The 25,809-nt window shown below is 68.4% G+C and carries 24 protein-coding genes; 7 read left to right on the forward strand and 17 right to left on the reverse strand.

Annotated elements, in window-relative coordinates; all coding sequences use genetic code 11:
* Window positions 1–50: 50 nt before the first annotated feature.
* The 4 genes from pdeM to IFT58_RS08165 are packed head-to-tail and all read right to left on the reverse strand — an operon-like array spanning window position 51 to window position 5,743.
* The gene (gene pdeM, locus IFT58_RS08150; protein WP_192094431.1) at window positions 51–701 is read right to left on the reverse strand and encodes a ligase-associated DNA damage response endonuclease PdeM; all 651 of its coding nucleotides are present in this window, start codon (window positions 699–701) and stop codon (window positions 51–53) included.
* On the reverse strand, window positions 691–3,147 hold the full coding sequence (locus tag IFT58_RS08155; RefSeq protein ID WP_192094432.1) for a ligase-associated DNA damage response DEXH box helicase: 2,457 nt from the start codon (window positions 3,145–3,147) through the stop codon (window positions 691–693). The genes pdeM and IFT58_RS08155 overlap by 11 nt, the downstream gene beginning before the upstream one ends.
* Window positions 3,144–4,748: an ATP-dependent DNA ligase gene (locus IFT58_RS08160; RefSeq protein WP_192081768.1), complete on the reverse strand. Its 1,605-nt coding sequence runs from the start codon at window positions 4,746–4,748 to the stop codon at window positions 3,144–3,146. The genes IFT58_RS08155 and IFT58_RS08160 overlap by 4 nt, the downstream gene beginning before the upstream one ends.
* Window positions 4,745–5,743 carry a ligase-associated DNA damage response exonuclease gene (locus IFT58_RS08165; RefSeq protein WP_192081769.1) on the reverse strand — a complete coding sequence of 333 codons (999 nt, stop codon included), beginning with the start codon at window positions 5,741–5,743 and terminating at the stop codon, window positions 4,745–4,747. Before IFT58_RS08165 ends, IFT58_RS08160 begins: the two co-directional genes overlap by 4 nt.
* A gap of 110 nt (window positions 5,744–5,853) precedes the next feature.
* Here IFT58_RS08165 and IFT58_RS08170 point away from each other — a divergent pair, with 110 nt between their 5' ends.
* Window positions 5,854–7,479 (forward strand): acyl-CoA dehydrogenase family protein, encoded by a 1,626-nt coding sequence (locus tag IFT58_RS08170; RefSeq protein ID WP_192094433.1) that lies wholly within the window; start codon window positions 5,854–5,856, stop codon window positions 7,477–7,479.
* Between the two features lie 62 nt (window positions 7,480–7,541).
* Here the strand turns inward: IFT58_RS08170 and IFT58_RS08175 are convergent, their stop codons facing one another.
* The 3 genes from IFT58_RS08175 to IFT58_RS08185 all read right to left on the reverse strand — a co-directional run bounded on the left by IFT58_RS08175 (window position 7,542) and on the right by IFT58_RS08185 (window position 10,744).
* On the reverse strand, window positions 7,542–7,946 hold the full coding sequence (locus tag IFT58_RS08175; RefSeq protein ID WP_188326609.1) for a hypothetical protein: 405 nt from the start codon (window positions 7,944–7,946) through the stop codon (window positions 7,542–7,544).
* A gap of 1,156 nt (window positions 7,947–9,102) precedes the next feature.
* Window positions 9,103–9,444, reverse strand: coding sequence for a hypothetical protein (locus tag IFT58_RS08180; protein ID WP_188326610.1), 342 nt, complete (start codon window positions 9,442–9,444; stop codon window positions 9,103–9,105).
* Window positions 9,445–9,568: 124 nt separating this feature from the next.
* On the reverse strand, window positions 9,569–10,744 hold the full coding sequence (locus tag IFT58_RS08185) for an acetyl-CoA C-acyltransferase (protein WP_192081910.1): 1,176 nt from the start codon (window positions 10,742–10,744) through the stop codon (window positions 9,569–9,571).
* 184 nt (window positions 10,745–10,928) lie between these two features.
* Between IFT58_RS08185 and IFT58_RS08190 the strand changes: the two genes are divergently transcribed.
* Complete coding sequence (locus IFT58_RS08190; RefSeq protein WP_192094434.1) at window positions 10,929–13,817, forward strand: autotransporter serine protease; 2,889 nt, start codon at window positions 10,929–10,931, stop codon at window positions 13,815–13,817.
* 297 nt (window positions 13,818–14,114) lie between these two features.
* On the opposite strand, the gene IFT58_RS08195 is transcribed toward IFT58_RS08190, so the two are convergent.
* On the reverse strand, window positions 14,115–15,212 hold the full coding sequence (locus IFT58_RS08195; protein WP_188326613.1) for a Glu/Leu/Phe/Val dehydrogenase: 1,098 nt from the start codon (window positions 15,210–15,212) through the stop codon (window positions 14,115–14,117).
* Between the two features lie 324 nt (window positions 15,213–15,536).
* Here IFT58_RS08195 and IFT58_RS08200 point away from each other — a divergent pair, with 324 nt between their 5' ends.
* Complete coding sequence (locus IFT58_RS08200) at window positions 15,537–16,592, forward strand: HDOD domain-containing protein (protein ID WP_192094435.1); 1,056 nt, start codon at window positions 15,537–15,539, stop codon at window positions 16,590–16,592.
* Window positions 16,593–16,754: 162 nt separating this feature from the next.
* On the opposite strand, the gene IFT58_RS08205 is transcribed toward IFT58_RS08200, so the two are convergent.
* Genes IFT58_RS08205 through IFT58_RS08215 form a run of 3 tightly spaced genes read right to left on the reverse strand, consistent with a single transcriptional unit; the run spans window position 16,755 to window position 19,627 of the window.
* Window positions 16,755–18,323 carry a phospholipase D family protein gene (locus IFT58_RS08205; protein ID WP_192094436.1) on the reverse strand — a complete coding sequence of 523 codons (1,569 nt, stop codon included), beginning with the start codon at window positions 18,321–18,323 and terminating at the stop codon, window positions 16,755–16,757.
* Window positions 18,324–18,367: 44 nt separating this feature from the next.
* Window positions 18,368–19,075 (reverse strand): RNA pseudouridine synthase, encoded by a 708-nt coding sequence (locus tag IFT58_RS08210; RefSeq protein ID WP_188326616.1) that lies wholly within the window; start codon window positions 19,073–19,075, stop codon window positions 18,368–18,370.
* Between the two features lie 54 nt (window positions 19,076–19,129).
* The gene (locus IFT58_RS08215) at window positions 19,130–19,627 is read right to left on the reverse strand and encodes a M48 family metallopeptidase (protein WP_192094437.1); all 498 of its coding nucleotides are present in this window, start codon (window positions 19,625–19,627) and stop codon (window positions 19,130–19,132) included.
* A gap of 62 nt (window positions 19,628–19,689) precedes the next feature.
* Between IFT58_RS08215 and IFT58_RS08220 the strand changes: the two genes are divergently transcribed.
* Window positions 19,690–20,247 carry a DUF2058 domain-containing protein gene (locus tag IFT58_RS08220; protein ID WP_192081905.1) on the forward strand — a complete coding sequence of 186 codons (558 nt, stop codon included), beginning with the start codon at window positions 19,690–19,692 and terminating at the stop codon, window positions 20,245–20,247.
* Between the two features lie 18 nt (window positions 20,248–20,265).
* Here IFT58_RS08220 and IFT58_RS08225 read toward each other — a convergent pair whose 3' ends face one another.
* From IFT58_RS08225 to IFT58_RS08235, 3 genes are all read right to left on the reverse strand, one after another.
* Window positions 20,266–20,532, reverse strand: a complete 267-nt coding sequence (locus tag IFT58_RS08225; protein ID WP_192081904.1) for a DksA/TraR family C4-type zinc finger protein — start codon at window positions 20,530–20,532, stop codon at window positions 20,266–20,268.
* 90 nt (window positions 20,533–20,622) lie between these two features.
* Window positions 20,623–21,144: a mechanosensitive ion channel family protein gene (locus IFT58_RS08230; RefSeq protein ID WP_223203042.1), complete on the reverse strand. Its 522-nt coding sequence runs from the start codon at window positions 21,142–21,144 to the stop codon at window positions 20,623–20,625.
* Between the two features lie 97 nt (window positions 21,145–21,241).
* Window positions 21,242–21,430, reverse strand: a complete 189-nt coding sequence (locus tag IFT58_RS08235) for a hypothetical protein (protein WP_192094438.1) — start codon at window positions 21,428–21,430, stop codon at window positions 21,242–21,244.
* Between the two features lie 118 nt (window positions 21,431–21,548).
* Here IFT58_RS08235 and IFT58_RS08240 point away from each other — a divergent pair, with 118 nt between their 5' ends.
* From IFT58_RS08240 to IFT58_RS08250, 3 genes are read left to right on the forward strand one after another with little or no spacing between them, the layout of a single operon-like run.
* Window positions 21,549–22,127, forward strand: coding sequence for a sigma-70 family RNA polymerase sigma factor (locus tag IFT58_RS08240; RefSeq protein ID WP_192094439.1), 579 nt, complete (start codon window positions 21,549–21,551; stop codon window positions 22,125–22,127).
* On the forward strand, window positions 22,124–22,657 hold the full coding sequence (locus IFT58_RS08245) for a hypothetical protein (RefSeq protein ID WP_192094440.1): 534 nt from the start codon (window positions 22,124–22,126) through the stop codon (window positions 22,655–22,657). Before IFT58_RS08240 ends, IFT58_RS08245 begins: the two co-directional genes overlap by 4 nt.
* A 23-nt stretch (window positions 22,658–22,680) precedes the next feature.
* Complete coding sequence (locus tag IFT58_RS08250; RefSeq protein WP_188326624.1) at window positions 22,681–23,556, forward strand: DUF4097 family beta strand repeat-containing protein; 876 nt, start codon at window positions 22,681–22,683, stop codon at window positions 23,554–23,556.
* Window positions 23,557–23,612: 56 nt separating this feature from the next.
* Here the strand turns inward: IFT58_RS08250 and IFT58_RS08255 are convergent, their stop codons facing one another.
* The 3 genes from IFT58_RS08255 to IFT58_RS08265 all read right to left on the reverse strand — a co-directional run bounded on the left by IFT58_RS08255 (window position 23,613) and on the right by IFT58_RS08265 (window position 25,698).
* Window positions 23,613–23,795, reverse strand: coding sequence for a hypothetical protein (locus IFT58_RS08255; protein ID WP_188326625.1), 183 nt, complete (start codon window positions 23,793–23,795; stop codon window positions 23,613–23,615).
* Between the two features lie 11 nt (window positions 23,796–23,806).
* Entirely contained in the window at window positions 23,807–24,100 is a 294-nt protein-coding gene (locus tag IFT58_RS18785; RefSeq protein ID WP_188327220.1) for a YkgJ family cysteine cluster protein, read from the reverse strand.
* A gap of 236 nt (window positions 24,101–24,336) precedes the next feature.
* Window positions 24,337–25,698, reverse strand: a complete 1,362-nt coding sequence (locus tag IFT58_RS08265; RefSeq protein WP_192094441.1) for an Hsp70 family protein — start codon at window positions 25,696–25,698, stop codon at window positions 24,337–24,339.
* Between the last annotated feature and the right edge of the window lie 111 nt (window positions 25,699–25,809).

Raw genomic sequence — 25,809 nt, forward strand, 5'->3', positions numbered from 1 at the left:
AGGATCCCGTGAGCGATGCGCGCGGGGTCCCACCCCGGGCGCAGGACCTGCTAAACGCGCTTTGGCAGCAGAAACACCGCCCCATCCCCACAGGCCGCCATCTGCTCGCCCGTCTGCAGGCGCGGCACTACGCCAGCGGTGAAGGCCGAGAAGGCCGGCAGCACCGTCATGTGTCCACGCAGCCAGAATGCCGGTAGTCGTCGCGGCAGGCCAGGCAGCGCAGCCTGCGGGTGCAGGTGGCCCGCAATCACATGCGCGCCGTCCTCGGCCGGTTCCGGCTCATGCTGCAGCACGAAAGGCCCGAGCATCGCCTGGCGCTCATGCACGTCCACCGCCAGCGTCGCCTTGGACAGGGCGCGATCGTGATTGCCACGCACCACATGGACCTGCAGGCGGGGCTGCTGCTCGCGCCAGCCCAGCCATTGCGCATGCCATGGGGCGCGATGCACCGGGCCGTGCAGCACGTCCCCCAGGATCCAAAGCTGACTGCAGTCAGTGCGCTCTACCAGCTGCTGCAGACGCTGCAGGTCGCTGTGGGTGCCGCCCACCGGCAAGGCAATGCCGGCGCGGCGGAAGATGTCCGCCTTGCCCAGGTGCAGGTCGGCGATCAGCACCGCGCCGCGCTGGGGAAGCCACAGCGCACGCTCGCCCAACAGCACCGCTTCTTCGTCCCCCAGCTGTACGCGTACGTCATCGTCCATGCCGCTTCTCCAGTTGCTGCGACGCACGCAGCACCCGCGTGCGCCAGTCTTCGTTGCTCAGCTGGCCGCGCAGGCGCTCGGCCCACAGCGGGAAGCCCAGTGGCGTGAGTGAGGTCGGCGCACGCAGGCACAGGGCCCGGGCACCCAGCCACTGCAACGTCGCGTGCAGTCCTTCGATGTCCAGGCTGTCATGCAGCACTTCGTGCTCGGCCAATCGCAGCAGCATGTGATCGGGGTCGTGCTCGCGCAGCACGTCATACAGCAGGCCTGACGATGCCTGCAGTTGGCGCAGCGAACGCGGCATGCCACCGGGCAGGCTGGGTACCAGCAGGCCGGCGACGCGCGCAATGCCGCGGAACTGGCGGCGTGCCAGTTCGCCCAGGTTGACCGCCGCGCGCAGGTCATCCAACAGGCCGTCGGCGGACAGCAGGGCGCGCCACTGCAGTTCGTCGAGCGCCTGCGGCAGCGCCGGGGCCAGCACCAGGCCATGGTCGTTCACCGCGTAGCCGATGCTGTTGCGCTGCAGCCGCGTGCAGCGCAATGCCAACAGGGCCGCCAGGGCCTCGTGCACATGGCGACCGGCAAAGGGATACAGGAACAGGAACTGGCCCTCGCGCCGACGCACGTCTTCGATCAGCACATGGGCCGGCGACGGACGCGCCGACAGCCGTTCCTGCAGGCCCAGCAGCGGGTGCAGCCACTGCGACTCGGGGCTGTCGTCGGCGCCGCCGAGCACGGCCTCCAGCTCGCGCCCCAGCGATGGGGACAGCGCCAACTGGCCACCCTGCCAGCGCGGTACCGCCCCCTCGCCGCCACGGGCAAGGCGCACATAGGCGGTCATGTCCTGCAGCTTCACCAGTTCCAGCAGTCGGCCCGCGAACTGGAAGCGGTCGCCGCGGCGCAGGCGGCTGGCGAACTGTTCCTCCACGGCGCCCAACCCGCCGCCGCGCATGAACTGCACGCGGACGCTGCCGTCACTGCTGATGGTGCCGATCGACAGCCGATGGCGCAGCGCCTGGCGGCGGTCATGCACGCGGTACTGGCCATCGTCGTCGCGCACTACCTTGTGAAAGTCGGGGTACTGCGACAACGCGCGACCGCCCTGCACGATGAACTCGAGTACGGCCTGCCAGTGCGCATCGGTCACCTCGGCGAAGGCATGGGTGCGGCGCACCTGCGCCAACAGCGCGTCGGCCTCGAAGCCGCCGGCCAGGGCGCGGCTGATGCAGTGTTGCGCCAGCACGTCCAGCGACAACTGCAACGGCCGCCGCGCTTCCACCACGCCGTCGTCCAGCGCGCGGCGGACGGCGGCATATTCGGCAAGCTCCAACGCGTGGCTGGGAATGCACACGATCTCGCCACTGGCACCGGGGCGGTGGCGGGCGCGACCGGCGCGTTGCCGCAGGCGCGCCACGCCCTTCGGGCTGCCCAGTTGCAGCACCTGATCGACTTCGGGAAAGTCCACGCCCAGGTCAAGGCTGGAGGTGGCCACCACGCAGCGCAGCGTGCCGCTACGCAGGCCATCTTCCACCTGCTGGCGCAGGGCCGGGTCCAGCGAGCCGTGGTGCAGGGCCAGGGTGTGCAGGTCTTCCGGCCACACGGCAGCCAATGCCTGATGCCACAGCTCGGCCTGCGCTCGGGTGTTGGTGAACAGCAGGCTGCTGCGTGCAGCCATCACCGTCTGCAGCACACGCGGCAGCTGGCGCAGCCCGAGATGGCCGGCCCAGGGAAAGCGTTCGCCGGGTTCGGGCAGCAGGCTGCGCACGCGTACCGGGCGCGGCCGCGCGCCTTCCACGCTCAGGGCATCGTGACGATCAGGCAGCAGCACCGCACGGGCCTGATCAAGGTTGCCGAGGGTGGCCGACAGCCCCCAAAGCTGCACCGCGGGAGCTGCATCGCGCAGCAGTGCCAGGTTGAGCTGCAGCAGCACACCGCGTTTGCTGCCCAGCAGCTCGTGCCATTCGTCGACGACGATGCAGCGCAGCTGGCGCATGCGGGCCAGCGTATCGGGGTAGCTCAGCAACAGCGCCAGCGATTCCGGCGTGGTCACCAGCACGTCCAGCCGTCCTTCGCGCGCCAGGCGTTTGTCACGGCTGCTGGCGTCGCCGCTGCGCAGGCCTACCTGCCAGTCGAGGCCGATGGCCTTCAGCGGCTCCTGGAGCGCGCGTGCGGTGTCGGTGGCCAGCGCGCGCAGGGGCGTCACCCACAGCACCTGCAACGGCCGTACGGCGCTGCGACGGGCTGGTGTGGGCAATGGGTCCAGCAGGGCCTGCAGCAGCGGTCCGCCGAACATCGCCAGCGTCTTGCCGCTGCCGGTGGGCGTGTGCAGCAGGCCGGAGGCGCCGTCCAGGTAGTGCCGCCACATCGTGCGCTGGAACGGCAGTGGGCGCCATCCACGTTCGCTGAAGAATCCCGTCAAGCGGGCCAGCGCCTCGCTTCGGGTCATCGAGCGAGGGCCTGCAGCTGTGCCAGCTGGTCGGCTTCGCTGGCCGGCTTGTCGTGGCGCCAGCGCAGGATGCGCGGGAAGCGCACGGCGATGCCGGACTTGTGCCGCTTGCTGATGTTCACTGCTTCAAAGCCCAGTTCGAACACCTGTTCGGCGCGGACGCTGCGCACTGGCCCGAAGCGTTCGCGGGTGTTGGCCCGTATCCAGCGGTCGAGGGCGAGGATTTCCTTGTCGTCCAGGCCGGAGTAGGCCTTGGCCACCGGTACCAGTTCTTCGCCGTGCCAGACGCCAAAGGTGTAATCGGTGTACAGCGTGCTGCGCCGGCCATGGCCGGCCTGTGCATACAGCAGCACCGCATCGATGGTCAGCGGGTCGACCTTCCATTTCCACCAGTCACCGCGTCGGCGCCCGGCCTGATACACCGAGTCGCGCCGTTTCAGCATCAGGCCTTCCACGCCGCGCACGCGGGCCTCTTCGCGCAGCGTGGCCGCCTGCTGCCAGTCGTCGGCCTGCACCTGCGGGGACAGCTGGATGCGCGGGTCGGCCAAGCGCTCCAGCAGCGCGGCCAGACGCTCGCGTCGCTGCTGCAGGGGCACGCCGCGCAGGTCTTCGCCGTCCTGTTCCAGCAGGTCATAGGCCAGCACCCGCACGGGCGTGCTGCGCAGGGTGGCCGGCCCCGGTTTGCGCCGCTGGATACGGGTCTGCAGGGCGGTGAAGGCGCGCGGCAGGTCGTCGTCGGCGTCCCACGCCAGCAGTTCGCCGTCGATCACGCAGCCATCGGGCAGGGCGGCGGCGGCCTGTTCTATCTCCGGGAAGCGCCCGTCCAGCCGTTCTTCGCCGCGCGACCACAGGGCGACTTCGCCTTTGCGGCGCAGCAGCTGCAGGCGGATGCCATCCCATTTCCATTCCAGCACCCAGTCCTGCACCGGGCCCAGCGTCTGCGCCTCGGCTTCCAGCGGCGAGGCCAGGTAGAACGGATAGGGCTGCTGCCGATCCAAGGGCAGTTCTTCGTGCGTCAGCAGGGTGCCCAGCAGATCCGGTGAGGGCACCCACTCACCCAGCATGCGCTGGGCGATGCGCGCGATATCCAGCCCCGACAGTTCCGCCAGGGCCTGTTGCACCAGGCGCTGCGAAACACCGACCCGCAGCGCCCCGGTCAGCAGTTTGTTGAAGACCAGTCGCTGCGGTGCCGGCAGCGACTGCCAGCCGAGTTCGACGGCCGCGCGGCGCACGCTTTCATCCCTGTTCGCCACGGCGAGCAGGTGGCCTTCGATCCACTCCACCAGTGAGCGGTCCGCCGCGGCCTGCGCGGGTTCATCGATCAGCAGGGTAAGTGTCTCGGCAAGATCGCCCACCTGTTCGTAGCTGTCCTCCACCAGCCAGGCGGGCAGGCCAGTGGCTTCGACCAACCACGCGCGCAGCTCGCCACTGGCGGCGATCTTCCTGCGTGCACCGCCCACCTTGCCGCCGCTGAGCAGGTACAGCGCCCAGGCCGCATCGTGTGGCGGGGCGGCACGGAAATAGTCGACCAGCGCGGCGCGCTTGTCGCCGGTCGCGGTGCTGCGGTCAAGGCGCTGGTAGAGCGCGGCGAAGGCCTTCATTCTTCGCTCCCGTAATCGGTACGGAAGGCCTCGGCAGCGGTGCCGTTCTCGCGCAGGTAGCGGATCAGCGCATCGGTGTTGCCATGGGTGGCGATGATGCGCGACGCGCCGGTCTGCGCGATGGTCTGCAGCAGCGCCGGCCAATCGGCGTGGTCGGACACCACGAAGCCGCGGTCGACGTTGCGGCGGCGCCGGTTGCCACGCAGGTGCATCCAGCCGGAGGCGAAGGCCAGTTGATGGCGACCGAAACGCCGCACCCACGGCGTGCCGGCCGCCGACGGCGGTGCCAGTACCAGGCGACCCGCGGAGTCCGGCTGGCGTCCCTGTTCGGCGACGGCTTCGGTGGCCAGCATCGGGATGCCGGCCTGCCGATAGACCTGCACGCCGTTGTCGATGGCGCCGTGCAACCAGGCAGGCTGATCGTCGAGTGGCAGCAGTTCGCCCAGTAACCGTTGCGCCTTGCCCAGCGAGTAACAGAGCAGGATCGCCGCCTCGCCGCGCTCACCGCATTCGCGGCGCCACGCCACGATGTCGGCGGCCACCTCGGTGGTATCGGGCCAGCGGTAGATCGGCGAGGCGAAGGTCGCTTCGGTGATGAAGGTATCGCAGGGCACGACCTCGAAGGGGTCGCAGGTAGGATCGGGCTGCCGCTTGTAATCGCCCGAGGCCACCCAGACCTGCTCGCCGTCGTCGATGCGTACTTGGGCCGAGCCCAGCACGTGGCCGGCCGAATGCAGCGACACCTCGACCGCGCCCATGCGGAAGGGCACGCCCCAGCCGTGGGTGTGGATGCGGACATCACCCAGTCGCCAGCGCAGGATCGCCGCGCTGGACAGGCTGCAGAAGTACTCGCCCATGCCGCCCCGGGCGTGGTCGCCATGGCCGTGGGTGATCACCGCGCGCGGCACCGGCCGCCAAGGGTCGATGTGGAAGTCGCCAGCGGGGCAATACAGTCCTTCGGGCCGCAGTACCACCAGATCGTCGCGTCTGCTCATGCCCGCACTGTGCCGATGCATTCGTGCAGGAGGTGAGAATCCGCCTGAACAGCAGCGACCACGGCAGTGCGGCAGAATCGTGCTTTGCTGCTGCCAAGGAGGCCTCCGCCATGCGCACCGATCCTGCCGCGTTCCAGACCCACGGGGTTCAGAACCAGCCCCCACCCTTTGCCGGGCGGCATCTGTGGTCGGACGACGCAGCACTGGTGGAGGCGGTGGATCGTGCCGGCGCGTCGTCGTTCGTGCCGCGGCTGGCGGCGTACGGCGTGTTGGCCGGTGACACGCTGTATCGGTTGGGCTTCGAAGCGAATCGTGACCGGCCACGGCTGCGCACCCACGATGCACAGGGCCATCGCATCGACACCGTCGAGTTCACGCCGGCCTACCACCAGTTGCTGCAACTGGGAAAGGAACATGGCGTTGCCGGCCTGTCCTGGCATGAGCCACGGCCGGGGGCGCACGTGGCGCGCGCGGCCTTGAGCTATCTGCACCACCAGGCAGAGGCCGGCACCAGCTGCCCCTTGACCATGACCCACGCGGCGGTCGCCGTACTGGCCGACCACCCGGTGCTGTCCGACTGGGCGCGCAAGGCGGCCGCGCCGGTATACGACCCGCGCGATGTGCCGGTGGCCGACAAAGCCGGCATCACGCTGGGCATGGGCATGACGGAGAAGCAGGGCGGCTCGGACGTACGTGCCAACCAGACCCATGCCGAGCCCTGCGCGGATGGCAGCTATCGGCTCGTCGGGCATAAATGGTTTTTCTCTGCGCCGATGTCCGATGGCTTCCTGGTACTCGCGCAGGCACCGGCGGGCCTGACCTGCCTGCTGATGCCGCGGCGGCTCGCCGATGGCGATCGCAATGCGTTCCAGTTGATGCGGTTGAAAGACAAGCTGGGTGACTGGGCGAACGCATCCAGCGAAGTGGAGTTCACCGGCGCCCAGGCGTGGCGCGTGGGCGAAGAAGGGCGCGGTGTAGCGACCATCATCCACATGGTGATGATGACCCGGCTGGACTGCATGCTCGGTGCGGCGGCAGAGATGCGCATGGCGCTGGCCCAGGCCCTGCACCACGCGCGCCATCGCCGCACCTTCGGTGAGCGCCTGTGCGACCACCCGCTGATGGCCAACGTGCTGGCCGATCTGGCGCTGGAGTCCGAGGCCGCTACGGCGCTGGCCCTGCACGTCGCCGCGGCGGTGGATGCTGCATCGCGCGATCCGCAGCGCGCGCTGGTGGCCCGGGTGGGCACGGCACTGGGCAAGTACTGGGTCTGCAAGCGCGCCGCGGTGTTCGTCAACGAGGCGCAGGAATGCCTGGGCGGGGCAGGCTACGTGGAAGAGTCGATGCTGCCCCGGCTGTACCGGCAGGCGCCGCTCAACTCGATATGGGAAGGCAGCGGCAACATCCAATGCCTGGACCTGCTGCGTACGCTGCAGCGCGAGCCGCAGGCGCGCCAGGCCCTGTACGAGGAACTGCTGTCCGCCACGGGCCTGGACAGCCACTTCGACGAGGCGCTCTCACGGTGCTGGCACGACGTGCCGGTCGCACCGGTCATGGCGCGCCTGCATTGCGAGCGGCTTGCGCTGCTGTTGCAGGCTGCGATCCTGCTGCGCGCGGGTAGTCCGTTCGCGGCGGCCTTCGTGCGCAGCCGTCTATGCGCGCAGCACGGCCTGGCGTTCGGTACCTTGCCCGCCGATCTCGATTTCGGCGCGATGTTGGCGCGCGCGCTGCCCTGAGCGGCGGCATGAAAAAGGCGCCGGATGCCTCCGGCGCCTGCCACGTGGAAGGGCTGCGTGATTCAGTGCTTGCCGTGGTCGGCGGTGTCCTTGGCATCGTCGGCGACATCGCGTGCTTTGTCGGCCACGTTCTGCGCGGCGGTGGCGGTCGCTTCGCTGGCATGGGCGGCAGCATCCTTGGCGGCGACCTTGGCTTCTGCTGCTGCATTGGCCGTGGCATCCGCCGCGCGGTCCAGCGCCTGCTGGGTATCGGCAGCGGCCGTCGCCGAGGCAGCGGAGGCATCATCGGCGGCGTTGCGGGTAGCGGCAGCGGCGCGGTCAACGGCATCGCGCGCGGCCACGCCGGCGCTGTCGGCGGCCTGTGCGGCGTCCTGGCGCGCCTGCTCGGCTTCCGGGCCCTTGCAGGCAGCAAGGCCGAAGACGAGGGAAGCGGCCAGCAGGGAGGTGGTGAGGGTGCGGATGGTCATGGCGCGCTCCAGGTCAGGGTTTCAGTGAGCGCCAGCCTATTCATGTGCGGGTCGATGGCGGGTGAAGTCTGTTTGCGCGTGCGCGCGGCTTGAAGGCAAGAGCAAGGGCAACGGCAACGGCAACGGCTGCAGGGCCGCGTGATGGCGGGGCGGGGTGGGTTGGCGGGGGACGGCAGAAGCCGCTCCTGCGTGCCTTGTTTCGCGCCATCCATGGCGCTCAACACCCCCGCCAACCCACCCCGCCCCACCTTCGACAGGTCCATGGCGGCCCTCGAATCGGTAGCGCCGACCCATGGTCGGCGGATTCGTGGGGAATGGGGTTTGATGGATTCCGCCGACCATGGGTCGGCGCTACCGCTTTTCTTTTTTTCATACGCGGCGGGCGGGCACGGGACCTGTCAGGGGGGCCGGGCGGTGGGGCGGGGCGGGGGCGTTGAGCGCAGGGGCTCCCTCCACCCGACGGGTCAACGAGGCTTGCGGTAGCGCCGAGCCGTGCTCGGCGGAATGTTTCCGCCAACGGCCCGCTGCGCTCGCCGACCATGGGTCGGCGCTACCGCTTTTCTTTTTTTTCATACGCGGCGGGCGGCCACGGAACCTGTCAGGGGGCCGGGCGGTGGGGCGGGGCGGGGGCGTTGAGTGCCATGGATGGCGGGTCCACGTCATCGCATTCGCGCTGCCGCTCCCACGCTTTGCTTCGCAAACCGCGGGCCCCGTCTCACCAGCACCCACACCCCGCCGCTTCGCGGCCGCCCCTGACTCAGGGGCTCCTCCACCCGACGGATTATCGCAATCTGTAGCGCCGAGCCGTGCTCGGCGGAATGTTCCCGCCAACGGCCCGCTGCGCCCGCCGACCATGGGTCGGCGCTACCGCTTTTATTTTTTTTCCATGCGCGGCGGGCGGCCACGGAACCTGTCAGGGGCCGGGCGGTGGGGCTGGGCGGGGGCGTTGAGCGCCATGGATGGCGCGAAACGAGGCACGCATGGACGCAGTTTTTGCCGTCCCCCGACCAGCCCCACCGCCCGGCCTATCCCACGTACTGCTTCACCGCAGACAGCCGCGAGGGGGTCTCACCCGTTCGATCACCCGAACGACGGGCAAAGAAAAAGCCGCTGGCGAACCAGCGGCTTCTTCAGAACAGCGTGAAGAAAGAAGTTATTACTTCTTGGCTTCTTCAGCAGCGTCCTTGGCCTGCTCGGCGGTGCCTTCGGCAGCCTTGGCAGCGTCGGCAGCGGCGTCAGCAGCAGCGTCGGTGGCAGCGCCAGCAGCCTGACCAGCAGCGTCGGCCGAAGCGTCAGCAGCGGTAGCGGCGGTGTCAGCAGCCTGCTGAGCAGCGTCAGCGGTCTGCGAGCCAGCAGCAGCAGCCTGGTCAGCAGCGGCCTGCGCTTCGGTGGCAGCTTCGTTGGCCGAAGCGGCGGCGTCCTGGGCAGCTTCCTGCTTCGAGCAGGCAGCCAGGGCCAGGGCCAGGGACATAGCAACCAGCAGCTTGTTGATGCTCATTTGGTGAATCCTCGTCGTCGTTAGATAGGCAACGCGCAGTTGCGCGCCGTCAACATGATGACAAGCCAAGATTGGCTGTCAAGCGATCCCGCATTCAGTTTTGCGAAACGGGCGTTAAACTCAATCAAATCAATTCGATGGCAATGGCCGTTGCTTCGCCACCGCCGATGCACAGCGTAGCGATGCCGCGCTTGCCACCGCGGCTGCGCAATGCGTGCACCAAGGTGACCACCAGTCGCGCGCCCGAGGCACCGATCGGATGGCCCAGTGCGCAGGCGCCGCCGTTGACGTTCAACTTGTCGTGGGCGATGCCCAGTTCGCGCATCGGCGCCATGGCCACCACGGCGAACGCTTCGTTGATTTCGAACAGGTCCACATCCTCCAGCGCCCAGCCCGCTTTTTCAAGCAGCGTATGGATCGCACCGATCGGCGCGGTGGTGAACCACTCCGGTTCCTGCGAGTGGGTAGCGTGGGCCACGATGCGCGCCAGCGGCTGCAGGCCGCGCGCCTTGGCATCGTCTTCCGACAGCAGCACGACCGCAGCCGCACCGTCGGAGATGCTGGACGAGCTGGCGGCCGTGACCGTCCCGTCCTTCTTGAACGCCGGACGCAGGGTCGGGATCTTGCCGATGTCGGCGCGTGTCGGCTGTTCGTCGAGGGAAATCTCGACGTCGCCCTTGCGGGTGGTGACCTTCACCGCGACGATCTCGTCAGCGAATGCGCCGTTGGCCTGCGCGGCCTGCGCGCGCTTTACCGACTCGATCGCGTAGGCGTCCTGTTCCTCGCGGGTGAACTGGTACTTGTCCACCGTACATTCGGCGAACTCCCCCATTGCCTTGCCGTCGTAGGCGTTGACCAGACCATCGTGGGCCATGTGGTCGACAGCCTGGAAGTTGCCAAAGCGGTTGCCGGTGCGCGAATTGGGCAGCAGGTGCGGCGCATTGGTCATCGATTCCATGCCACCGGCCACCACGATGCGGGCCGAGCCGGCCTTGATCAGATCGTGCCCCAGCATGATCGCCTTCATGCCCGAACCGCAGACTTTGTTGAGCGTGGTGGCGCCGGTGGACAGCGGCAGTCCGCCGGCGATGGCCGCCTGGCGGGCAGGGGCTTGGCCCAGGTTGGCCGGCAGCACGCAGCCCATGATGACTTCGGAAACATCCGCAGCAGGGACACCGGACTGTTCCAGCGCGGCGGCGATGGCCGCTGCGCCGAGGGTCGGGGTGGGCACGCCGGTGAACTGGCCGAGGAAGGAACCGATGGCGGTGCGCTTGGCGGCGGCGATGACGATGTTGGACATGGCAATCTCGTTGTTGCGTGAGCAAATTCGGAAAAGGAGACGCGAGGCGTTGGATAGCGACGCAAATCCCGGCAGACTGCGTGGGGGACGCCCAGTATAGGCGGTGCCCCTGACCGCTGCTGTCCACGTAGGCTCACACGTAGCGGCGACGGCACTACTCGACACCATCGACGGGGATGCAGGGATGACGCACGTTCACGAGTCGTATCGCGGGGCCGTCCGGTCCGCACTGGCCGTTGCACTGGTGGCTGCATTGACGGCCTGTGGCGGAGGTGGCGGGGGCGGCAATGTCCGCGTGGATCCCCCTGTGCCGCCGCCGGTCACACCGCCTGTCACGCCGCCGCCGACCACGCCGCCGCCGGTGACGCCTGATCCACCGCCGCCGCCGCAACCCAGCCTGCAACGCCACCTGACGGCGGTGAATGCGCTCGGCACCGGCTTGACCGGCCAGGGCGTGCGCATTGGTGTCGTCGACTCCGGGGTCAATCGCAGCCATCCCGCGCTGGCGGGACGTGTCGCGGCCAGTTACAGCTACGTCGACCCACGGGCCAACGACCTGACGCGTGACGATGTGGTCGGGCACGGCACCACCGTTGCCATGCTGGCCGCCGGTGGCTCTTACGCCGGTGCGCAGGTGGGCGTGGCGCCCGGCGCCGAGGTGGTGTCGGCACGGATCATCGCCGACACGCGGCCGGTGGATGATGGGTCAGGCTCCGGTAACCAGGTCGACGGCCCGATCGGCTTGGCCGGTGTTCACCGCGACCTGATCGCGGCCGGTGTGAAAGTGATGAACAACTCCTGGGGCGGCCTGTACTGGACCAGCCCCGCGACCACCGCGCAGATCGCCGACGAGTACCGGTCCTTCATCATCGGCAACGATGGGCTGGTGGTGTTCGCCACCGGCAACGACGGCAGGAACACGCCCTCCAACATGGCGGCCCTGCCCAGCCGCCCCGGCAGCGGCGGCACGTTGCCCGCTGCGGATCTGGCACGCGGCTGGCTGGCGGTGACCGCCGTGGACACGGTGAATCCGACCGAGCTGGCGAACTACGCCAATGCGTGCGGCGAGGCGGCCAGCTACTGCCTGGCCGCGCCTGGCACGGCGGTATATCCGGATCCGCAGGCGACCACGCAGGCCGCTACGTTTTATTACGGCTGGGGCACGTCGTATGCCGCCCCGCTGGTCTCCGGCGCAGCCGCACTGGTCTGGCAGCGCTTTCCTTATTTCAGCAACGACCTGGTCCGGCAGACCCTGCTCGGCACTGCCACCGATCTCGGCGCGGCCGGCGTCGATCCGGTGTTCGGCAATGGGCTGCTCAACGTCGGCAAGGCGGTGGACGGTCCCGGCCGCCTCGACTGGGGCGACGTCACCGTCAACGTCGATCGGCTCGGACTGGATTCGGTGTGGCGCAACGATATGAGTGGCACGGGTGGCCTGATCAAACAGGGTGCAGGCGCGCTGGGGCTGGCGGGACGCAATACCTATTCCGGCAGCACGCGCATCGAGCAGGGCACGCTGGCCCTGCGGGATGGGGCCTCGATCAGTTCCAGCGTCAGCATCCTGCCGCAGTCCGGCAATGCCAGTGGCGCGGGGCTGCAGTTCATGAACGGCAGTACCCGTGTGATCGGCAACGTGGACAACGGGGCCAGCGTGATCCTGACCAGTGCGAACGCCGACGCCACGATCGAGGGCAATTACGTGCAGCGTGACGGGGCCCAGCTGATGGTGGCGCTGGGCGTGAATCCACTGCAGGTGACCGGCACGGCCACGCTGCAGGGCGGGGGGGTGCTGGTCAACGGCGTCATCGCCGGTTACGTCCCGGCCGATGGCCGCCGGCAGGCGCTGCTGCGCGCACAGGGGGGACTGTCCGGGCAGTTCAACACGGCCGCGAGTGGGCAGAACGGGGTTTCGCTTCTGGAATCGCGCTACGGCTATGACAGTACGTCGGCATGGCTGGAGCTGACGCGGGTGAGCGTGGTGGCGGCCGCAGGCGCGGCGTCATTGGACGCGCAGGCGATGGCTTCCGCGCAGCGGGTGGAGCGGGCTTTTGAGCAGCTCGATGGTAATGGCGCTGCGCAGGCCAGTGCGTTTGCCGGTGCGGCTGCCGACCTGCAGCGCGTGAACGGCGGCGCTAGCGGGCTGGCGCAGAGCCTGGACAGCCTGTCCGGCAAGGCGCACGCGGTGGCGGCCCAGGCGACGTTCGACAGCATCGACATGAGCCGGCGCGCGATCGCCAGCCGCTTCGGCCAGGTGCAGGCCGCGCCTGCGGTGCGCGGTGCGTGGCAGAGCGCGTTGGGTGAAGCGGGGCAGGGCCACTTCGCCGGCAACGCGACGCAGAGTGATGGCTGGATGGTCGGCCAGGAAACGGCGCTGGCAGGCAACGGTGTGCTGGGCGTGGCCTTCGGCGAACTACGCAGTGCGGCCGGTGGCACGGACAACGGCGGCACCGGGCGTGATCGGCAGGCGCAGGGGCAGCTCTACGCAGGATGGACGGCGGGACGCGGCTATGCCCTGGCGCAACTGGGGGTCGGCCAGTTCCAGCGGCAGGTGGATCGGCAGCTGCTGCTGGGCAGTACGGCGTTGGCGGCGGGTGCGCGCTACGGCGGCCGTTTCGGCAGCGCGAGCGTCGAATCCGGCCTGCGGTTCGGCACCGCGCGTGCTGCGCTGACCCCTTATCTTGCGGCAAGCGTGGTGCAGGTCCGCTCGGACGGTTTCAGCGAGCAGGGCGGTCTGGGCTTCGGCCTGCGCACGCAGGACAATACGGCCCGTCGCAGCCTGGCGATGCTGGGCCTGCGTGCAGAGCGCCAGTGGCATGCATGGACGCTGCGCGGTTATACCGAATGGCAGCAGGAATTGTCCCGCGATGGATTCGATCCGCAGGCCAGCTTTACCGGCATTGATGCGTTCGCGCCGTTGACGGCGGGTGGCTTGCCGCGCGCATCCGGGTTGGCAGGCATTGCGCTGGAAACCTGGCTCGGTCGCCAGGGGCGGCTGACCTTTGGGTATGACCAGCGCTTTGGCGGCGGGTTGGATGTATCGCAGGTGGCCATGCGCTACGCCGCCGGGTTCTGACCGGCGACAAGCGGGTAGAGCCGACTTCAATCGGCTGCACCTGCCACGGCGACAACAAACGCCAGCCGACGGGTAGAGCCGACTTCAGTCGGCTGCACCTGCCGCGGCGACAACAAACGGCAGCCGACGGGTAGAGCCGACTTCAGTCGGCTGCACCTGCCGCGGCGACAACAAACGACAGCCGACTGAAGTCGGCTCTACCGGTCGGTTTTAGCTGCCGGGGTGGCGGCGAAGGGCAGCCGACTGAAGTCGGCTCTACCGGTCGGCTCTACCGTCGGCGTCACCGGCGCGGGAGGCTCAGCCGGCGCGCAGGTCACCCAGGCGCGGCGTGGCGCGGCCCAGCGGCATCTTGAGCTTGCCGATGGACTGGATGCGCGCTTCTGCGATGCGATCAGCGGCGCGCGGTGGGGCGATGTTCTCGCGCTGCGACAGCTCGAAGACGCGCCCGAGGTTGTGGTAGATGCTGCGGATGAGGCGCATGGCGCGCTCGCGGTTGTAGCCGTCGATTTCCAGCGAGACGTTCATGACGCCGCCGGCATTCACGGCGTAGTCGGGTGCGTACAGGATGCCGCGCGCATGCAGTTCGTCGCCCACGTCGGGGCTGGCCAGCTGGCTGTTGGCGGTGCCACAGATGATGCGGGCCTTGAGACGCGGCAGCACATCCAGGCTGATCGCGCCTTCCAGCGCACACGGTGCGAACACGTCCGCGTTCACCTCGTGGATTTCATCGGGTTTGACCGCCTCCGCGCCGTACTCGGTCACGGCGCGCTCGACCAGCGCAGGGTTGAGATCGGTGACGAACAGCTTCGCCCCCCGGTCACGCAGCAGCTTCACGAACTCCATGCCGATGTGGCCCAGGCCCTGCACGGCGATGCTGGTCTTGCCCACTTCTTCATGGCCCAGCTTGGTCTGCAGCGAGGCCATCAGGGCCTGCAGCGCGCCGTAGGCCGTGAACGGCGCCGGATCACCGGATCCGCCGTGCACCTGGTGCACGCCGGTGACGAACTGGCTTTCCAGGTAGATGTTTTCCATGTCGTTGACATCGGTGCCGACGTCTTCGGCGGTGATGTAACGACCGCCCAGCGCATCGACCTGGCGGCCGAACGCGCGCAGCAGCACTTCGGTCTTGTCCGTGCGCGGGTCGCCGATGATCACCGCCTTGCCGCCACCGACATTGAGGCCGGCCAGCGCGTTCTTGTACGTCATCGTCCGGCTGAGCCGCAGCACGTCGGCCAGCGCCTCGTCGGTGCTGGCGTACGGGCGCATGCGCACACCGCCCAGGGCGGGGCCCAGCGTGGTGTTGTGCAGGGCGATGATGGCCCGCAGACCGGCGTCCGGGTTGTGGCAGAACACCACCTGTTCATGACCGGTGGTTGCGAGGGTTTCGAATAACATGGCGACTCCGTTGACGTGATCAGCGGCGAACCACTTCGAACACGCCGGCAACGATGAGGGTGCAGAAACAAAAAAAGCGACTTCGTCAGTTCTGGAGACGGGTCGCGCGGCGCCATTCTAGTCCATTCCCTGCCGCCCCGCTGTTCACATCCCGGCGCTGGCACGTGCCGGCCTAAAGAAGCCGCCCGTGGGGCCGATGCTGGAGACACGGCGATGTCCGCCATGCGAAAGGATGGGTGCAGTGGCAGGTGTGGTGACCAATATGGGGTGGGTCGGCTGCTGCGGCACGGAACGCGTCCGCCTGCTACCCGGCGGGGCCGGTCGATGACGGGGTTTGCGCGCTGGTGGTGGGCCCTGTTCGGGCGCCCGCCCGGGCGGACCTCATCGCGGCTGCATCAGCGCGCTGACTATGCAGAGCAGGTCCAGCGCGTCGCCGACTCCCTTGCACCGGTCGCGCAGGACGATGCGGAGGCGCGACTGCATGCGGGCCTGTACGCGCTGGCCCTGCACCCGGCGCTCGACGGCGGCTGCCCGCCGAACCAGGCCCTGCTGGAGGCGACACGGCAGGCCCTGCAGCGCAGTGACTGGAATGCCCGCCAGCTGCCGCGACGGCCGCAACTGCTGCCGCAGCTGATCCAGACGGTCAACGATCCGGATGGTTCGGCGCGTGCCACGGCCGCCATCATCGGCCAGGATCCGGTGTTGACCGGCAACCTGCTGCGGATCGCCAACAGTCCCGCGTTCCGCATGCAGGAGCGACCGGTCGACAGCCTGCAGCGCGCGATCACCCTGGTAGGCACCGAAGGCATCCGGCAGATCATCAGCGCGGTGCTGGTACAGCCGGTGATGCACATCCAGTGCCAGGCGTTTCCGCAGTTCAGCACCATCATCTGGGAGCACGCGCTGCTGTCATCGCGCGCGGCCGCTGACCATGCCCGTACGGTCAGCCAGTGCGATCCGTTTGCGGCCCAGTGGTTGGGGCTGACCCAAGGGCTGGGCGCGGCGCTGGTCATGAAGGCGCTGGTGCAGGAAGCGGAGACGCTGCAGGTGGCCGTGGACTATCCCAGTGCAGAAGCACTGCTGCGCCAATGGACGTTGCCGGTGGCGCAGCGTATCGCCGCCGCCTGGGAGCTGCCCCTGCCGGTGCACCAGGCGCTGGAACCCGAGCATGCCGGCAGTGGCCTGGCACAGAGCCTGCGCTTCGCACGGGCGGCGGCAGCGGCCAGCCTGTTGGCACGACATGGGCATATGGGTCAGAGCCAGGGCCTGGCCTGGCTGGAGCAACTGCCGGGTACCCCGGCGCATGCCCTGTTGTGGATCTGGCGCCGCCTGCATGGACGATCAGTGGAAACCCTGGCGGACGAGCACGCCGACGCCTGACACATCCGCCGAGCACGGCTCGGCGCTACAGGCACTCCGCACGGCCGCAGCGACGCACCGTCCGGCCCGGTAGCGCCGAGCCACGCTCGGCGAGCGCAGCGGCAGCCCGCCCGGCCCGGTAGCGCCGAGCCACGCTCGGCGAGCGCAGCGGCGCGCCGCGGTCTAGAGCTGCGACTCCAGCGGCAACCAACTGATCACGCGCGCACTCGCGCGCATGCGCGGGCTGCTGTCCGGCTCGGTGGTGACCCAGTGCGGCGACTTGTCGCGTTCCAGCCAGCGCACGTCGCCGGCCGGATCCAGGCCCAGCCACCAGCTCTGCTGCGGGCTGGACAGGCGCAGGTACTCCTGCGTCAGCTGCGCGGCCAACACCGGGTCATCGAAGATCACGCCCATTTCCGTATTGAGGTAGGCCGATCGGGGATCCAGGTTGAACGAGCCCACGAAACCATGCCGGTCATCGAGCACGAAGGCCTTGGTGTGCAGGCTGGCGCCACTGCTGCCAAACAGGCCCGAGCTGGTTGCCTTGCCATGCGCTTTCAGTTCGTAAAGCTGCACGCCGGCCTGCAGCAGCGGTACCCGGTAGGTCATGTATCCCCCGTGCACGGCCACTACGTCATTGGCCGCCAGCGAGTTGGTGACCACGCCCACCTGTGCGCCGCGCTCGCTCATCATCGACAGGCCGTCCAGCCCCTCGTTGCCGGGCACGAAATAGGGCGAGATCAGCAGCGCCTTGTGCTGGGCGCTTGTCATCATGCGCACCAGATCGGTGACCAGCCAGTTGTGCTGGTCGTCGCGCTTGTGCTTCATCGGCGGATCGGACGCGATGCGGACGTTGGCACTCCAGTGCAGCGGTGCCGCACTGGCGCGGACACGCTGCCGCGATGCGGCCACTTCCTTCAGGTAGGGCGTGGCGGCATCCCGCTTGGCCTCGTTGTCGGACTCGCGCAGCAGCAGGCGCAGCTCGGCCGGCGTGTGGAAGGCCAGCGCGCCGATCGGCACGGCGGCCTCGCTGTTCCAGTAGTCGTCGAACACCCGGTTGGCGCCGTCCACGGCCTCGCCGGCGACCAGTAGATCCAGATCACGGAAATTGACGTCCGGACGCGCGCTGAAATACTCCTCACCGATGTTGCGGCCGCCGACGATGGCCACGCGGCCATCTGCGATCCAGCTCTTGTTGTGCATGCGATGGTTCACCGAGAAAAACCGCTGCACCATTTCGACCAGCCGCCACAGCCCGGCGCGGTTGCGGAACGGGTTGTACAGGCGGATCTCGATATTGGGATGCCGGTCGAGCGCCATCATCAGCGCGTCCTTGTCCTGCGCGTTCATGTCGTCAAGCAGGATGCGCACGCGCACGCCGCGCGCGGCGGCATCGTGCAGGGCACGCGCCATCAGGTGGCCGATCAGGTCGTCCTGCCAGATGTAGTACTGCAGGTCCAGGCTGCGCTCGGCGCGCTCGGTGATGACCGCTCGGGCCGCGAAGGCATCCAGGCCATCGGACAGGAACGCCACACCGGACTGGCCCGGATGGGCAGCCTGCAGTGCACTGATTTCGCGATCGATGCGGGTCTGCGCCGGTTGCACCGGCAGCACGCTCGACGGTGTGCCACGGGCCTGCGGTGTCAGCCGGTCCGCCAGCAGCAGGCCCGACAGCACCAGCAGCACCAACAGGCAGATCAGGATGGCCACTACACGCAGCAGCCGGCGCCACAGGGGCAAGGGTTCAGTCATCCCCTGACTGTAACCGGCACCGCAGTGCAGAGGGAGTGCAGCCGTCAGAAGCGCTCGTCAGAGCCGAGATAGCGCCACTGGCCCGGTGCCAGCTTGCCCAGTGATACGCGGCCGATGCGCAGCCGGCGGATCGCAACCACCTCCATCGAGGCGATGGCGCAGGCTTCGCGCAGCATGCGCGGATGCAGACCCTTGCCGGCGAAGCGCAGGCGCTGTTCGCTCTGCCAGCTGATCTTGCAGCCAGGAATCGTTCGGCCGTTTTCCTTCAGCCCGGTCTGCAGGCGCGCCACGTCCCACATGGCCCGCTCGCCCTGCACATCGACCAGGAACTCCTGTTCGGTGCGGGACAGCTGCTGCTGCAGGTGGGTGATGATCAAGGGATCCTGGCTGACGACCACCAGCCCGCTGTCCGACGCCGGCAGCGAGGCCGCCAACTGCAGGCCGTGGAAGTGCCGCTGCAGCGGGCGGATGCTGCCCAGGTCCAGCGGACTCTGCGATTCGGGCGTGATCAGCGCGCTCAGCGTGTGCGCAGCCGCATCGATCGGCTTGGCGAGCAGCATCGTCACGCGCTCGGATTTCTCGTCGCGCGCAGCCGGATCCAGCTCCACCGTTTCCGTGGTCACCTGCGCCTGCGGCTGCTCGACCACCTGCCCATCCACGCGCACCCAGCCGCCTTCGATGTAGCGGCGGGCTTCGCCACGGGGGCAACCGAGCAGTTCAGCGAGGCGTTTGTCCAGACGGGTCGGGAGCATGGGGCAGGGATCTCCAAGGGGCGCGCAGTGTACCTGTCGCGGCGCGCGGCTGCTTCAGCCGCGGCGGTTGACGAGTTCGGTGAGGTACAGCCGGGTATCGAATTCCAGCTGCAGGTAATCCGGTTCCATGTGTTGGCACAGCTGGTAGAACGCCTTGTTGTGGTCGGCCTCCTTCAGGTGGGCCAGCTCGTGCACCACGATCATGCGCAGGAACGCCGCCGGTGCCTCCCGGAACACGCTGGCCACGCGGATCTCCCGGCTGGCCTTGAGGCGCCCGCCATGTACGCGCGAGATCGCGGTGTGGGTACCGAGGGCATGCTTCACCACCTCCAGCTTGCTGTCGTAGCAGACCTTGTTGAGGTGCACCGATTTGCGCAGGTAGCGGTCTTTCAGCTCCTGGGTGTAGTCGTACAGCTGGCGGTCGTTGCGCACCTCGTGCAGCTCCGGATAGCGGCGCTGCAGCACGGCACCCAGCTTGTCTTCGGCCAACAGGGTGCGGACCTGGTCGAGCAGGGCATCGGGGTAGCCGGTCAGGTATTTCAGCGAAGGCATGGGGCCGCCGGGGCTCCGGTATCATGGGGGCCTCCTACGATAGAACAGTTGCAGGCACGATCATGGCAAAGCCCAACGCGCTGCAGGAACAATTGCTCAAGGCCGGGCTGGCGAAGAAGTCGCAGGCCAGTGCCGCCGCCCGTGACCAGGCCAAGGCCCGGCAGGGCAAGGCACCGGATGCATCGGCCGAGGTCCAGCGTGAGGCCGAGCGGGTCCGGCTGGAGAAGGTCGAGCGTGACCGCGCCATCGCCGCCGAGCGCAACGCGCAGCTGCGGGCGACCGAGCAGAAGGCGCAGGCACGGCAGATCGTGAAGACCCACGCGGTGCCGCATGCAGGCGAGAGCGAGTATCGCTTCAGCGACGGCGATGCGATCCGCACCTTGTGGATCGATGCCAAGCTGCGCAAGGCGCTTTCCGCCGGTGCGCTGGTCATCGTGGCCAACGGTGAGGGCCATGCCCTGCTGCCGCGCGCTGCGGCGGAGAAGGTGCGCGAGCGTGCGCCGGAGCTGGTGGTGGTCGATCATGGCCAGGCCGGCCAGAGCACGGTGGCTTCGACCGGCAACGCCGAAGATGACGCCTACTACGCGCAGTTCCAGATTCCCGACGACCTCGTCTGGTAACCGCCGCCGGGGCCGCCCTCAGCGCAGCTGGCTGTCCTTGCTGCCCCGCCGGTTGTAACCGGACTGGGCATGCTCGTCTTCATCGTGTGCCTGCTGGCAGGACACGCACAGGCGCACGCCGGGCACTGCCTGGCGCCTGGCCAGCGGAATCGGTGCATCACATGCTTCGCAGTGTTCCAGCCCAGGCCCTTGCTTGAGCTGGCTGCGCGCGCGTGCGATGGCGTCATCGACGGTGGCGTCGATCTGGTCCTGTACTGCGCCGTCCTGTGCCCATCCGGTGGCCATGGCCTGTCCTCCACGTGTTTGCCAGCAGACAGCGTAGGCCTGGGAAGGTGTAGGGCAGGTTGAGGTAGGGCGGCTCGGGGGCGGACGGGCTCAGCCGTCGCCCTGGATGCCGCCAGGCGCGGTGGACGGATCCCGCCAACGCCGTACCGTACGCTGGAAGAACAGATTGTTGGGCAGCTGCAGCACCGTGCCCTCATGGCCGTCTCCGGTTTCCTGCAGCGTGGTGTAGATCAGGTTGACGTCGATCACGCGCCCCTTCAGGCCCGGCTTCTCGCCGTTCTCCAGGACTTCGATGTAGTCATGCAGGCGGAATGGTCGCGTGGTGAAGATCAGCAGGGTGCAGAATATGTTCGACAGCACGCTCCACGCGGCGAAGAAGGCCACCGCGCCGACCGCTGCAAAGCCGGTGAAGGCGGTCCACAGCACGGACGCCGACGTGCCCAGGATGTGCAGGATGACCAGCAGCGCGCCGAAGTAGACGATGAAGCTGGTCAAGCGCCGCGCGCCCATCACCATTTCCAGCGGCAGCGTGTAATGGGCGGCGAAGCGGCGGATCAGCCGCCGGGCGATGAAGCGCAGCAGCCACGCCGCCAGCAGGGTCAACAGGACCATGCCGATCAGCTCGGCCTGTTCAAGCCAGGCATGGGTCCACGGCGGCAGGTACTTCTCCATGCAACAACATCCAATCAGACACGGGGGGAGCACGATGTTACGCGCGCACAGCCCGTGATTCGACCTTCGGCCACGTTGCGGGTAGGCCGGTGCAGGCCAGCGTGTCGGCGCCACGCAGCAGGCAGGCCTGCTGCGCCTGCAGGCTGATCCGCAGATGCAGGGGATTGCCCTGCAGCAGCGCGCAGACGAGGATGGCCAGCAGGCCACTGACTGCAGGGGTGGACATCATGTCGCTCCGTGGCCATGGCGGGCCGGTGGGGTGTACGGCTTGGATGCCCTGACCGGCAGAAAGGTTTGAATCCGGCGGCTTTAAACCTTTTCTTTCGTGGCGGCATCCAAGGGTCATGTTCGATACGCTGACGCCAGAACGCGACACCGCTTCCCCCGCCGCCTACGACGAGCACGCCGTGGTACGCGCGGCGGTTGCCGGCGATGTGGCGGCCTACGAGCAGCTGTATCGCCAGCATGCCCCGCGTCTGTTCGCGGTGCTGTGGCGACTGTGCGGTGGGCAGCAGGCGCGCGCCGAAGATGCGCTGCAGGAGGCCTTCCTGCAGGCGTGGAAAGCACTGCCCGCGTTCCGCATGGAGAGCAGCCTGGGCACCTGGTTGCATCGGCTCGGCGTCAATGCCGCCCTGATGGACCTGCGTGCGCAGGGGCGCCACGACCATGACAGCCTGGAGGACAGGGACCGGGAGCTGCCCGGGATGGGCGTCGATGATCCCTGCGCCGGTACCGAACGTGACCTGGAACGTGCCCTGGCCCACTTGCCACCACGTGCACGTGCGGTGCTGGTGCTGCATGACATCGAGGGCTGGAAACACCACGAGATCGCCGAACAGCTGCAGATGGCGGTGGGTACTTCAAAAGCGCAGCTGCACCGTGCGCGCGGCCTGCTGCGTGCGCGACTGGGAGACATGACATGACGCACCACGATGACCTTGACCACGCGCGGGACACGGCGCTGCTACGTCAACTGCGGGACCTGCCGCGCGAGATGCGCGTGCCTGCCGACGGTTGGACCCGCTTGCAGGCCGTGCTGCCGGTGCGCGCTGCGGAGGAACAGCCCGGGGCGAAGGTGATTCCGTTGCGGCGCCTGCGCCATGCACGCTGGTCGCTGCCCGCAGGCGCTGCGCTGGCCGCCAGCCTGGCGCTGTACTGGGTGTTGCCCTTGCCACTGCAACCCGCCGCGCCGCCGGCGCCCACGGTGTTGCAGCAGCAGGCGGCCGTCATGACCGACGCGTACCGCCAGGCCATGGCGGCCCTGCCGCCGGTGGATGCGCCGGAGTGGCGGCCGGCGCTGGTGGAACTCGACCACGGCGCCGACCAGATCCGCGACGCGTTGCAGCAGAGCCCGCGCTCGCGCCATCTTCTTGAACAGCTGCAGCGCACCTACGCACTGCGGTTGGAACTGACCCGGCAGGCAACACGCGCTGCCTCCGGCCTGCCCACCTGATCCTGTTTCCCGAGGTAACGACCATGCGCCCTTTTCTCCTGTTGTCTGCGTTCGCGCTGCTTGCTTCACCGGCATGGGCCGATACGCGTGTCGATGAGCGCCATGCCATCGCGCCCGGCGGACGGATCGAAATCAGCAACATCGCCGGCAAGGTCACCGTGCGCGGCTGGGATCGCCGCGACGTGCAGCTGACCGGCACGTTGTCCGACGGGCTGACGCTGAAGCCGGAAAAGAGTGCCAGCCGCGTGCGTTGGGAAGTGGTCTACCCCCGCCGCAGCAACAGCGGTGGGGCCACGCTCGAGGTCTTCGTGCCGCGCGGGGTAGAGCTGCAGCTGGGGACGGTCAGCGCGGATATCGATATCGCCGGCATCGATGTCAAGCGGGTGCAGGCCAACACGGTCAGTGGCGATGTGCGAGCGGCCGGACGCAGTGCGGAAGGCACCCTCAACTCTGTCAGCGGTGACGTGGACACCGAGTTGCAGACCACTCGCATGGAGGCGCGTACGGTCAGCGGCAGCATCCGTGCCGGTGGCGGACTGTCGGGGGAGATCGGCGCGACCACGGTGTCGGGTCAGGTCGGCGTAGAGGCGGGCCGCACGCAGCGGCTGGTGGTGGAAACGGTGTCCGGCCGCATCGATCTGTCAGCGGCAGCGCTGGCGCCGGGCGGACGGATCAGCGCGCAATCGGTCAGTGCGCCCATATCCCTGCGGGTGCCGGCCACCGTGTCGGCCCAGCTGTCGATCGACAGCTTCAGTGGGAACATCCAGAGTGATGCCGGAAACGTGGAGCGGCCCCGGCATGGTCCCGGCAGCACGCTGGACACGCGGCTGGGGAGCGGCGACGGCGATATCAGCCTGCAGTCACATTCGGGCGGGGTACGCGTGCGCCTGGACCGCTGAGCGGCAGGGCATGCAGGCCGGCCGCGGCGGTGCAGCCGCCGCGGTCGCCGACACGGTCAGCTGGCTTTCTTCAGCGACCAGGTGTTGCCAAGTACTTCGATCTTGCCACCCGCTTTGCGGAACGCGGCCAGGTCGGCGGCGATGCTGTTGCTGCTGGGCGTAGAGCTGGACGAACCGCTCTTGCGCTCATTGCGGATGGTGTTGCTGGCCTTCGCGGGGGTCTTTGCCTTGCGGGGCATGGTTGCTCCTGTCAGGGTGAAGGGTGGGGGGAGGTCCAGGCATCTGCCTGGTGCTGGTAATCCTGCCGTTCGCGCTGGCAGTCATCGCCGCCCATCTTGAACTGGCGACAGATCGCGGGGCGCTGCGTATAGATGCTGCAACGCAGGTGGTACGGGTCGATGGCTGCGCACCAGCCTTCTTCGTTCTGCGCCATGCGACGGCCGCCCCGGCCGTCACTTTCCACGAACCAGATGGGGACGTCATCGCCCGGCATCAACCACACCGGCAGCCGGCAACAGACGGCATCGCATCGACGGCAGTCGATGGGGGCGGGCGCCTGCTCAGGTTGTACGGCCTCGTGGGCCTTCGTAATGCCCAAGGATGGTCTCGATCGCGGCTCGGAAGCGTGGCCATGGCAGAGCCAGGAGCCATGGCCGGAAGGCCCGCGGACGGGCCGTTGCACGCAGTGACACATCGCGCACGCAGGTAGAACGTGCGCCGACGGAATATGCGGATGGTTGTCAAGCCGGTCGAGTTTAACGCGGATCGCTTCGGGATATGTTAAGGGGTGCCGGCTGCCGCCAATGCCAGCCCCTGCACCACGCCGAACGAGGCATCGCCGTGGACCTGCCGGGCATCCGGGAAGGCCGCTGCCGCGACCTGCCGCAGATACCCAGCGCGGGACATGCCCCCGGTCAGGAAAACCGCATCCGGGTCATGCCCGATGTCCTGCCGGACCTGGGCCAGCAGCGCCTGCAGCTGCCCCAGGTAGGCATGTGCGGCCTGTCCCAGGCCGTCGGCCGAGGTGTCAGCCTGCAGCCCCTTTTCGATGAACGGCAGCGGACTGGCATGGGCGGGCGTGCTGCTCAGGCTGATCTTGGCCCGCTCCACTTCACGGTACAGCCGTGCGGTATTGCCGGTGTCCTGCAGGGCCTGCAGGCGGCTGCCGTACGGGTTTTCAACGTGATCGTAGGCGTGCTGGCGGAAGTCGCGCTGGCGCGTCATGTCCTGCACCGTGGCCGCCTCCACATAGTGGTGGGTTGGCACGCGGGTGATGCCGCGGCCGAACAACGGCATGTACGCCGCCAGGCTCAGCGCCAGATCGATATCGGTGCCGCCGCGGGCGATGCCCCAGGCCCGGTGGATGCGCGGGGCTTCACCGCCGCCCACCCGCGCATGGGCGATGTCGGTGGTGCCGCCGCCGATGTCCACGATCACGGCGTCATGGGCATCGCTGCTGGTGGCGTGGTAATGCATTGCCGCCGCTGCGGGTTCTTCCAGGAAGTCGACCTGGTCGAAGCCGGCCGCGACCGCTGCCTCGCGCAGGATGTCCAGCGCCTGGTCGTTGCCGGCATCGCCGATCGAGCTGCGGAACTGCACCGGGCGGCCCAGCAGCGCCTCGCGCACGGGCACGCCAAGTTGGGCGCTGGCGGTGAGCCGGATGTGCTCGAGGATGTGCGTGGCGATGCCGGTGATGGTCTGGCGAGCACGCGGATGCAGGTTGTAGCCCAGCATCGACTTCGGGCTCTGCACCAGGTTGCCCTCGTTCTCTTCGAAGTAGGCTTCCAGCGCCTCATCGCCATACACCGCGTTCTGCAGCAGTTGGCTGGAGCTGCGTGGTTCGGCCATGCGGCGCTCCATCCACCGCCGGCGCAGGGTGCGCAGGGCCTCGCGACGGAGGGCTTCCAGCGGACGCGGATGGCCGGCGGCACGGGCTTCGCGCGCGGCGGTGTCGATCAGCTCCTGCAGCTCATGCTCCTGCCCTGGCTCAAGGGTGAACTCACCGGGGTCCTGCATGATGCCGGGAAAGTACACCGTGGTCCGGAACTGGTCGGCGTCGCCGAAGCGGATCGGCTCCACCCGCCCATCGCGGACGATGGCCGCGGCGGAGTTGCTGGTGCCGAAGTCGATGCCCAGGCGCATGTTGGGGCTTCCGTGATTGCAAGGGCCGCGCACTGTAGCGCGCCGGCCGGCGCAGCGGTAGGGCAGGGCGCGGGGGCCGCCCGGTTACAATGGGGGCTGTCGAAATTCTGC

This window comes from Stenotrophomonas sp. CFBP 13718 (genome assembly GCF_014842145.1).
In the GTDB taxonomy this organism is placed as follows: domain Bacteria; phylum Pseudomonadota; class Gammaproteobacteria; order Xanthomonadales; family Xanthomonadaceae; genus Stenotrophomonas.

Coding starts and splice junctions, on each gene's coding strand:
- pdeM (WP_192094431.1), bottom strand. CDS start 701: ATGGACGATGACGTACGCGTACAGCTGGGGGACGAAGAAGCGGTGCTG.
- IFT58_RS08155 (WP_192094432.1), bottom strand. CDS start 3,147: ATGACCCGAAGCGAGGCGCTGGCCCGCTTGACGGGATTCTTCAGCGAA.
- IFT58_RS08160 (WP_192081768.1), bottom strand. CDS start 4,748: ATGAAGGCCTTCGCCGCGCTCTACCAGCGCCTTGACCGCAGCACCGCG.
- IFT58_RS08165 (WP_192081769.1), bottom strand. CDS start 5,743: ATGAGCAGACGCGACGATCTGGTGGTACTGCGGCCCGAAGGACTGTAT.
- IFT58_RS08170 (WP_192094433.1), top strand. CDS start 5,854: ATGCGCACCGATCCTGCCGCGTTCCAGACCCACGGGGTTCAGAACCAG.
- IFT58_RS08175 (WP_188326609.1), bottom strand. CDS start 7,946: ATGACCATCCGCACCCTCACCACCTCCCTGCTGGCCGCTTCCCTCGTC.
- IFT58_RS08180 (WP_188326610.1), bottom strand. CDS start 9,444: ATGAGCATCAACAAGCTGCTGGTTGCTATGTCCCTGGCCCTGGCCCTG.
- IFT58_RS08185 (WP_192081910.1), bottom strand. CDS start 10,744: ATGTCCAACATCGTCATCGCCGCCGCCAAGCGCACCGCCATCGGTTCC.
- IFT58_RS08190 (WP_192094434.1), top strand. CDS start 10,929: ATGACGCACGTTCACGAGTCGTATCGCGGGGCCGTCCGGTCCGCACTG.
- IFT58_RS08195 (WP_188326613.1), bottom strand. CDS start 15,212: ATGTTATTCGAAACCCTCGCAACCACCGGTCATGAACAGGTGGTGTTC.
- IFT58_RS08200 (WP_192094435.1), top strand. CDS start 15,537: ATGACGGGGTTTGCGCGCTGGTGGTGGGCCCTGTTCGGGCGCCCGCCC.
- IFT58_RS08205 (WP_192094436.1), bottom strand. CDS start 18,323: ATGACTGAACCCTTGCCCCTGTGGCGCCGGCTGCTGCGTGTAGTGGCC.
- IFT58_RS08210 (WP_188326616.1), bottom strand. CDS start 19,075: ATGCTCCCGACCCGTCTGGACAAACGCCTCGCTGAACTGCTCGGTTGC.
- IFT58_RS08215 (WP_192094437.1), bottom strand. CDS start 19,627: ATGCCTTCGCTGAAATACCTGACCGGCTACCCCGATGCCCTGCTCGAC.
- IFT58_RS08220 (WP_192081905.1), top strand. CDS start 19,690: ATGGCAAAGCCCAACGCGCTGCAGGAACAATTGCTCAAGGCCGGGCTG.
- IFT58_RS08225 (WP_192081904.1), bottom strand. CDS start 20,532: ATGGCCACCGGATGGGCACAGGACGGCGCAGTACAGGACCAGATCGAC.
- IFT58_RS08230 (WP_223203042.1), bottom strand. CDS start 21,144: ATGGTCCTGTTGACCCTGCTGGCGGCGTGGCTGCTGCGCTTCATCGCC.
- IFT58_RS08235 (WP_192094438.1), bottom strand. CDS start 21,430: ATGTCCACCCCTGCAGTCAGTGGCCTGCTGGCCATCCTCGTCTGCGCG.
- IFT58_RS08240 (WP_192094439.1), top strand. CDS start 21,549: ATGTTCGATACGCTGACGCCAGAACGCGACACCGCTTCCCCCGCCGCC.
- IFT58_RS08245 (WP_192094440.1), top strand. CDS start 22,124: ATGACGCACCACGATGACCTTGACCACGCGCGGGACACGGCGCTGCTA.
- IFT58_RS08250 (WP_188326624.1), top strand. CDS start 22,681: ATGCGCCCTTTTCTCCTGTTGTCTGCGTTCGCGCTGCTTGCTTCACCG.
- IFT58_RS08255 (WP_188326625.1), bottom strand. CDS start 23,795: ATGCCCCGCAAGGCAAAGACCCCCGCGAAGGCCAGCAACACCATCCGC.
- IFT58_RS08265 (WP_192094441.1), bottom strand. CDS start 25,698: ATGCGCCTGGGCATCGACTTCGGCACCAGCAACTCCGCCGCGGCCATC.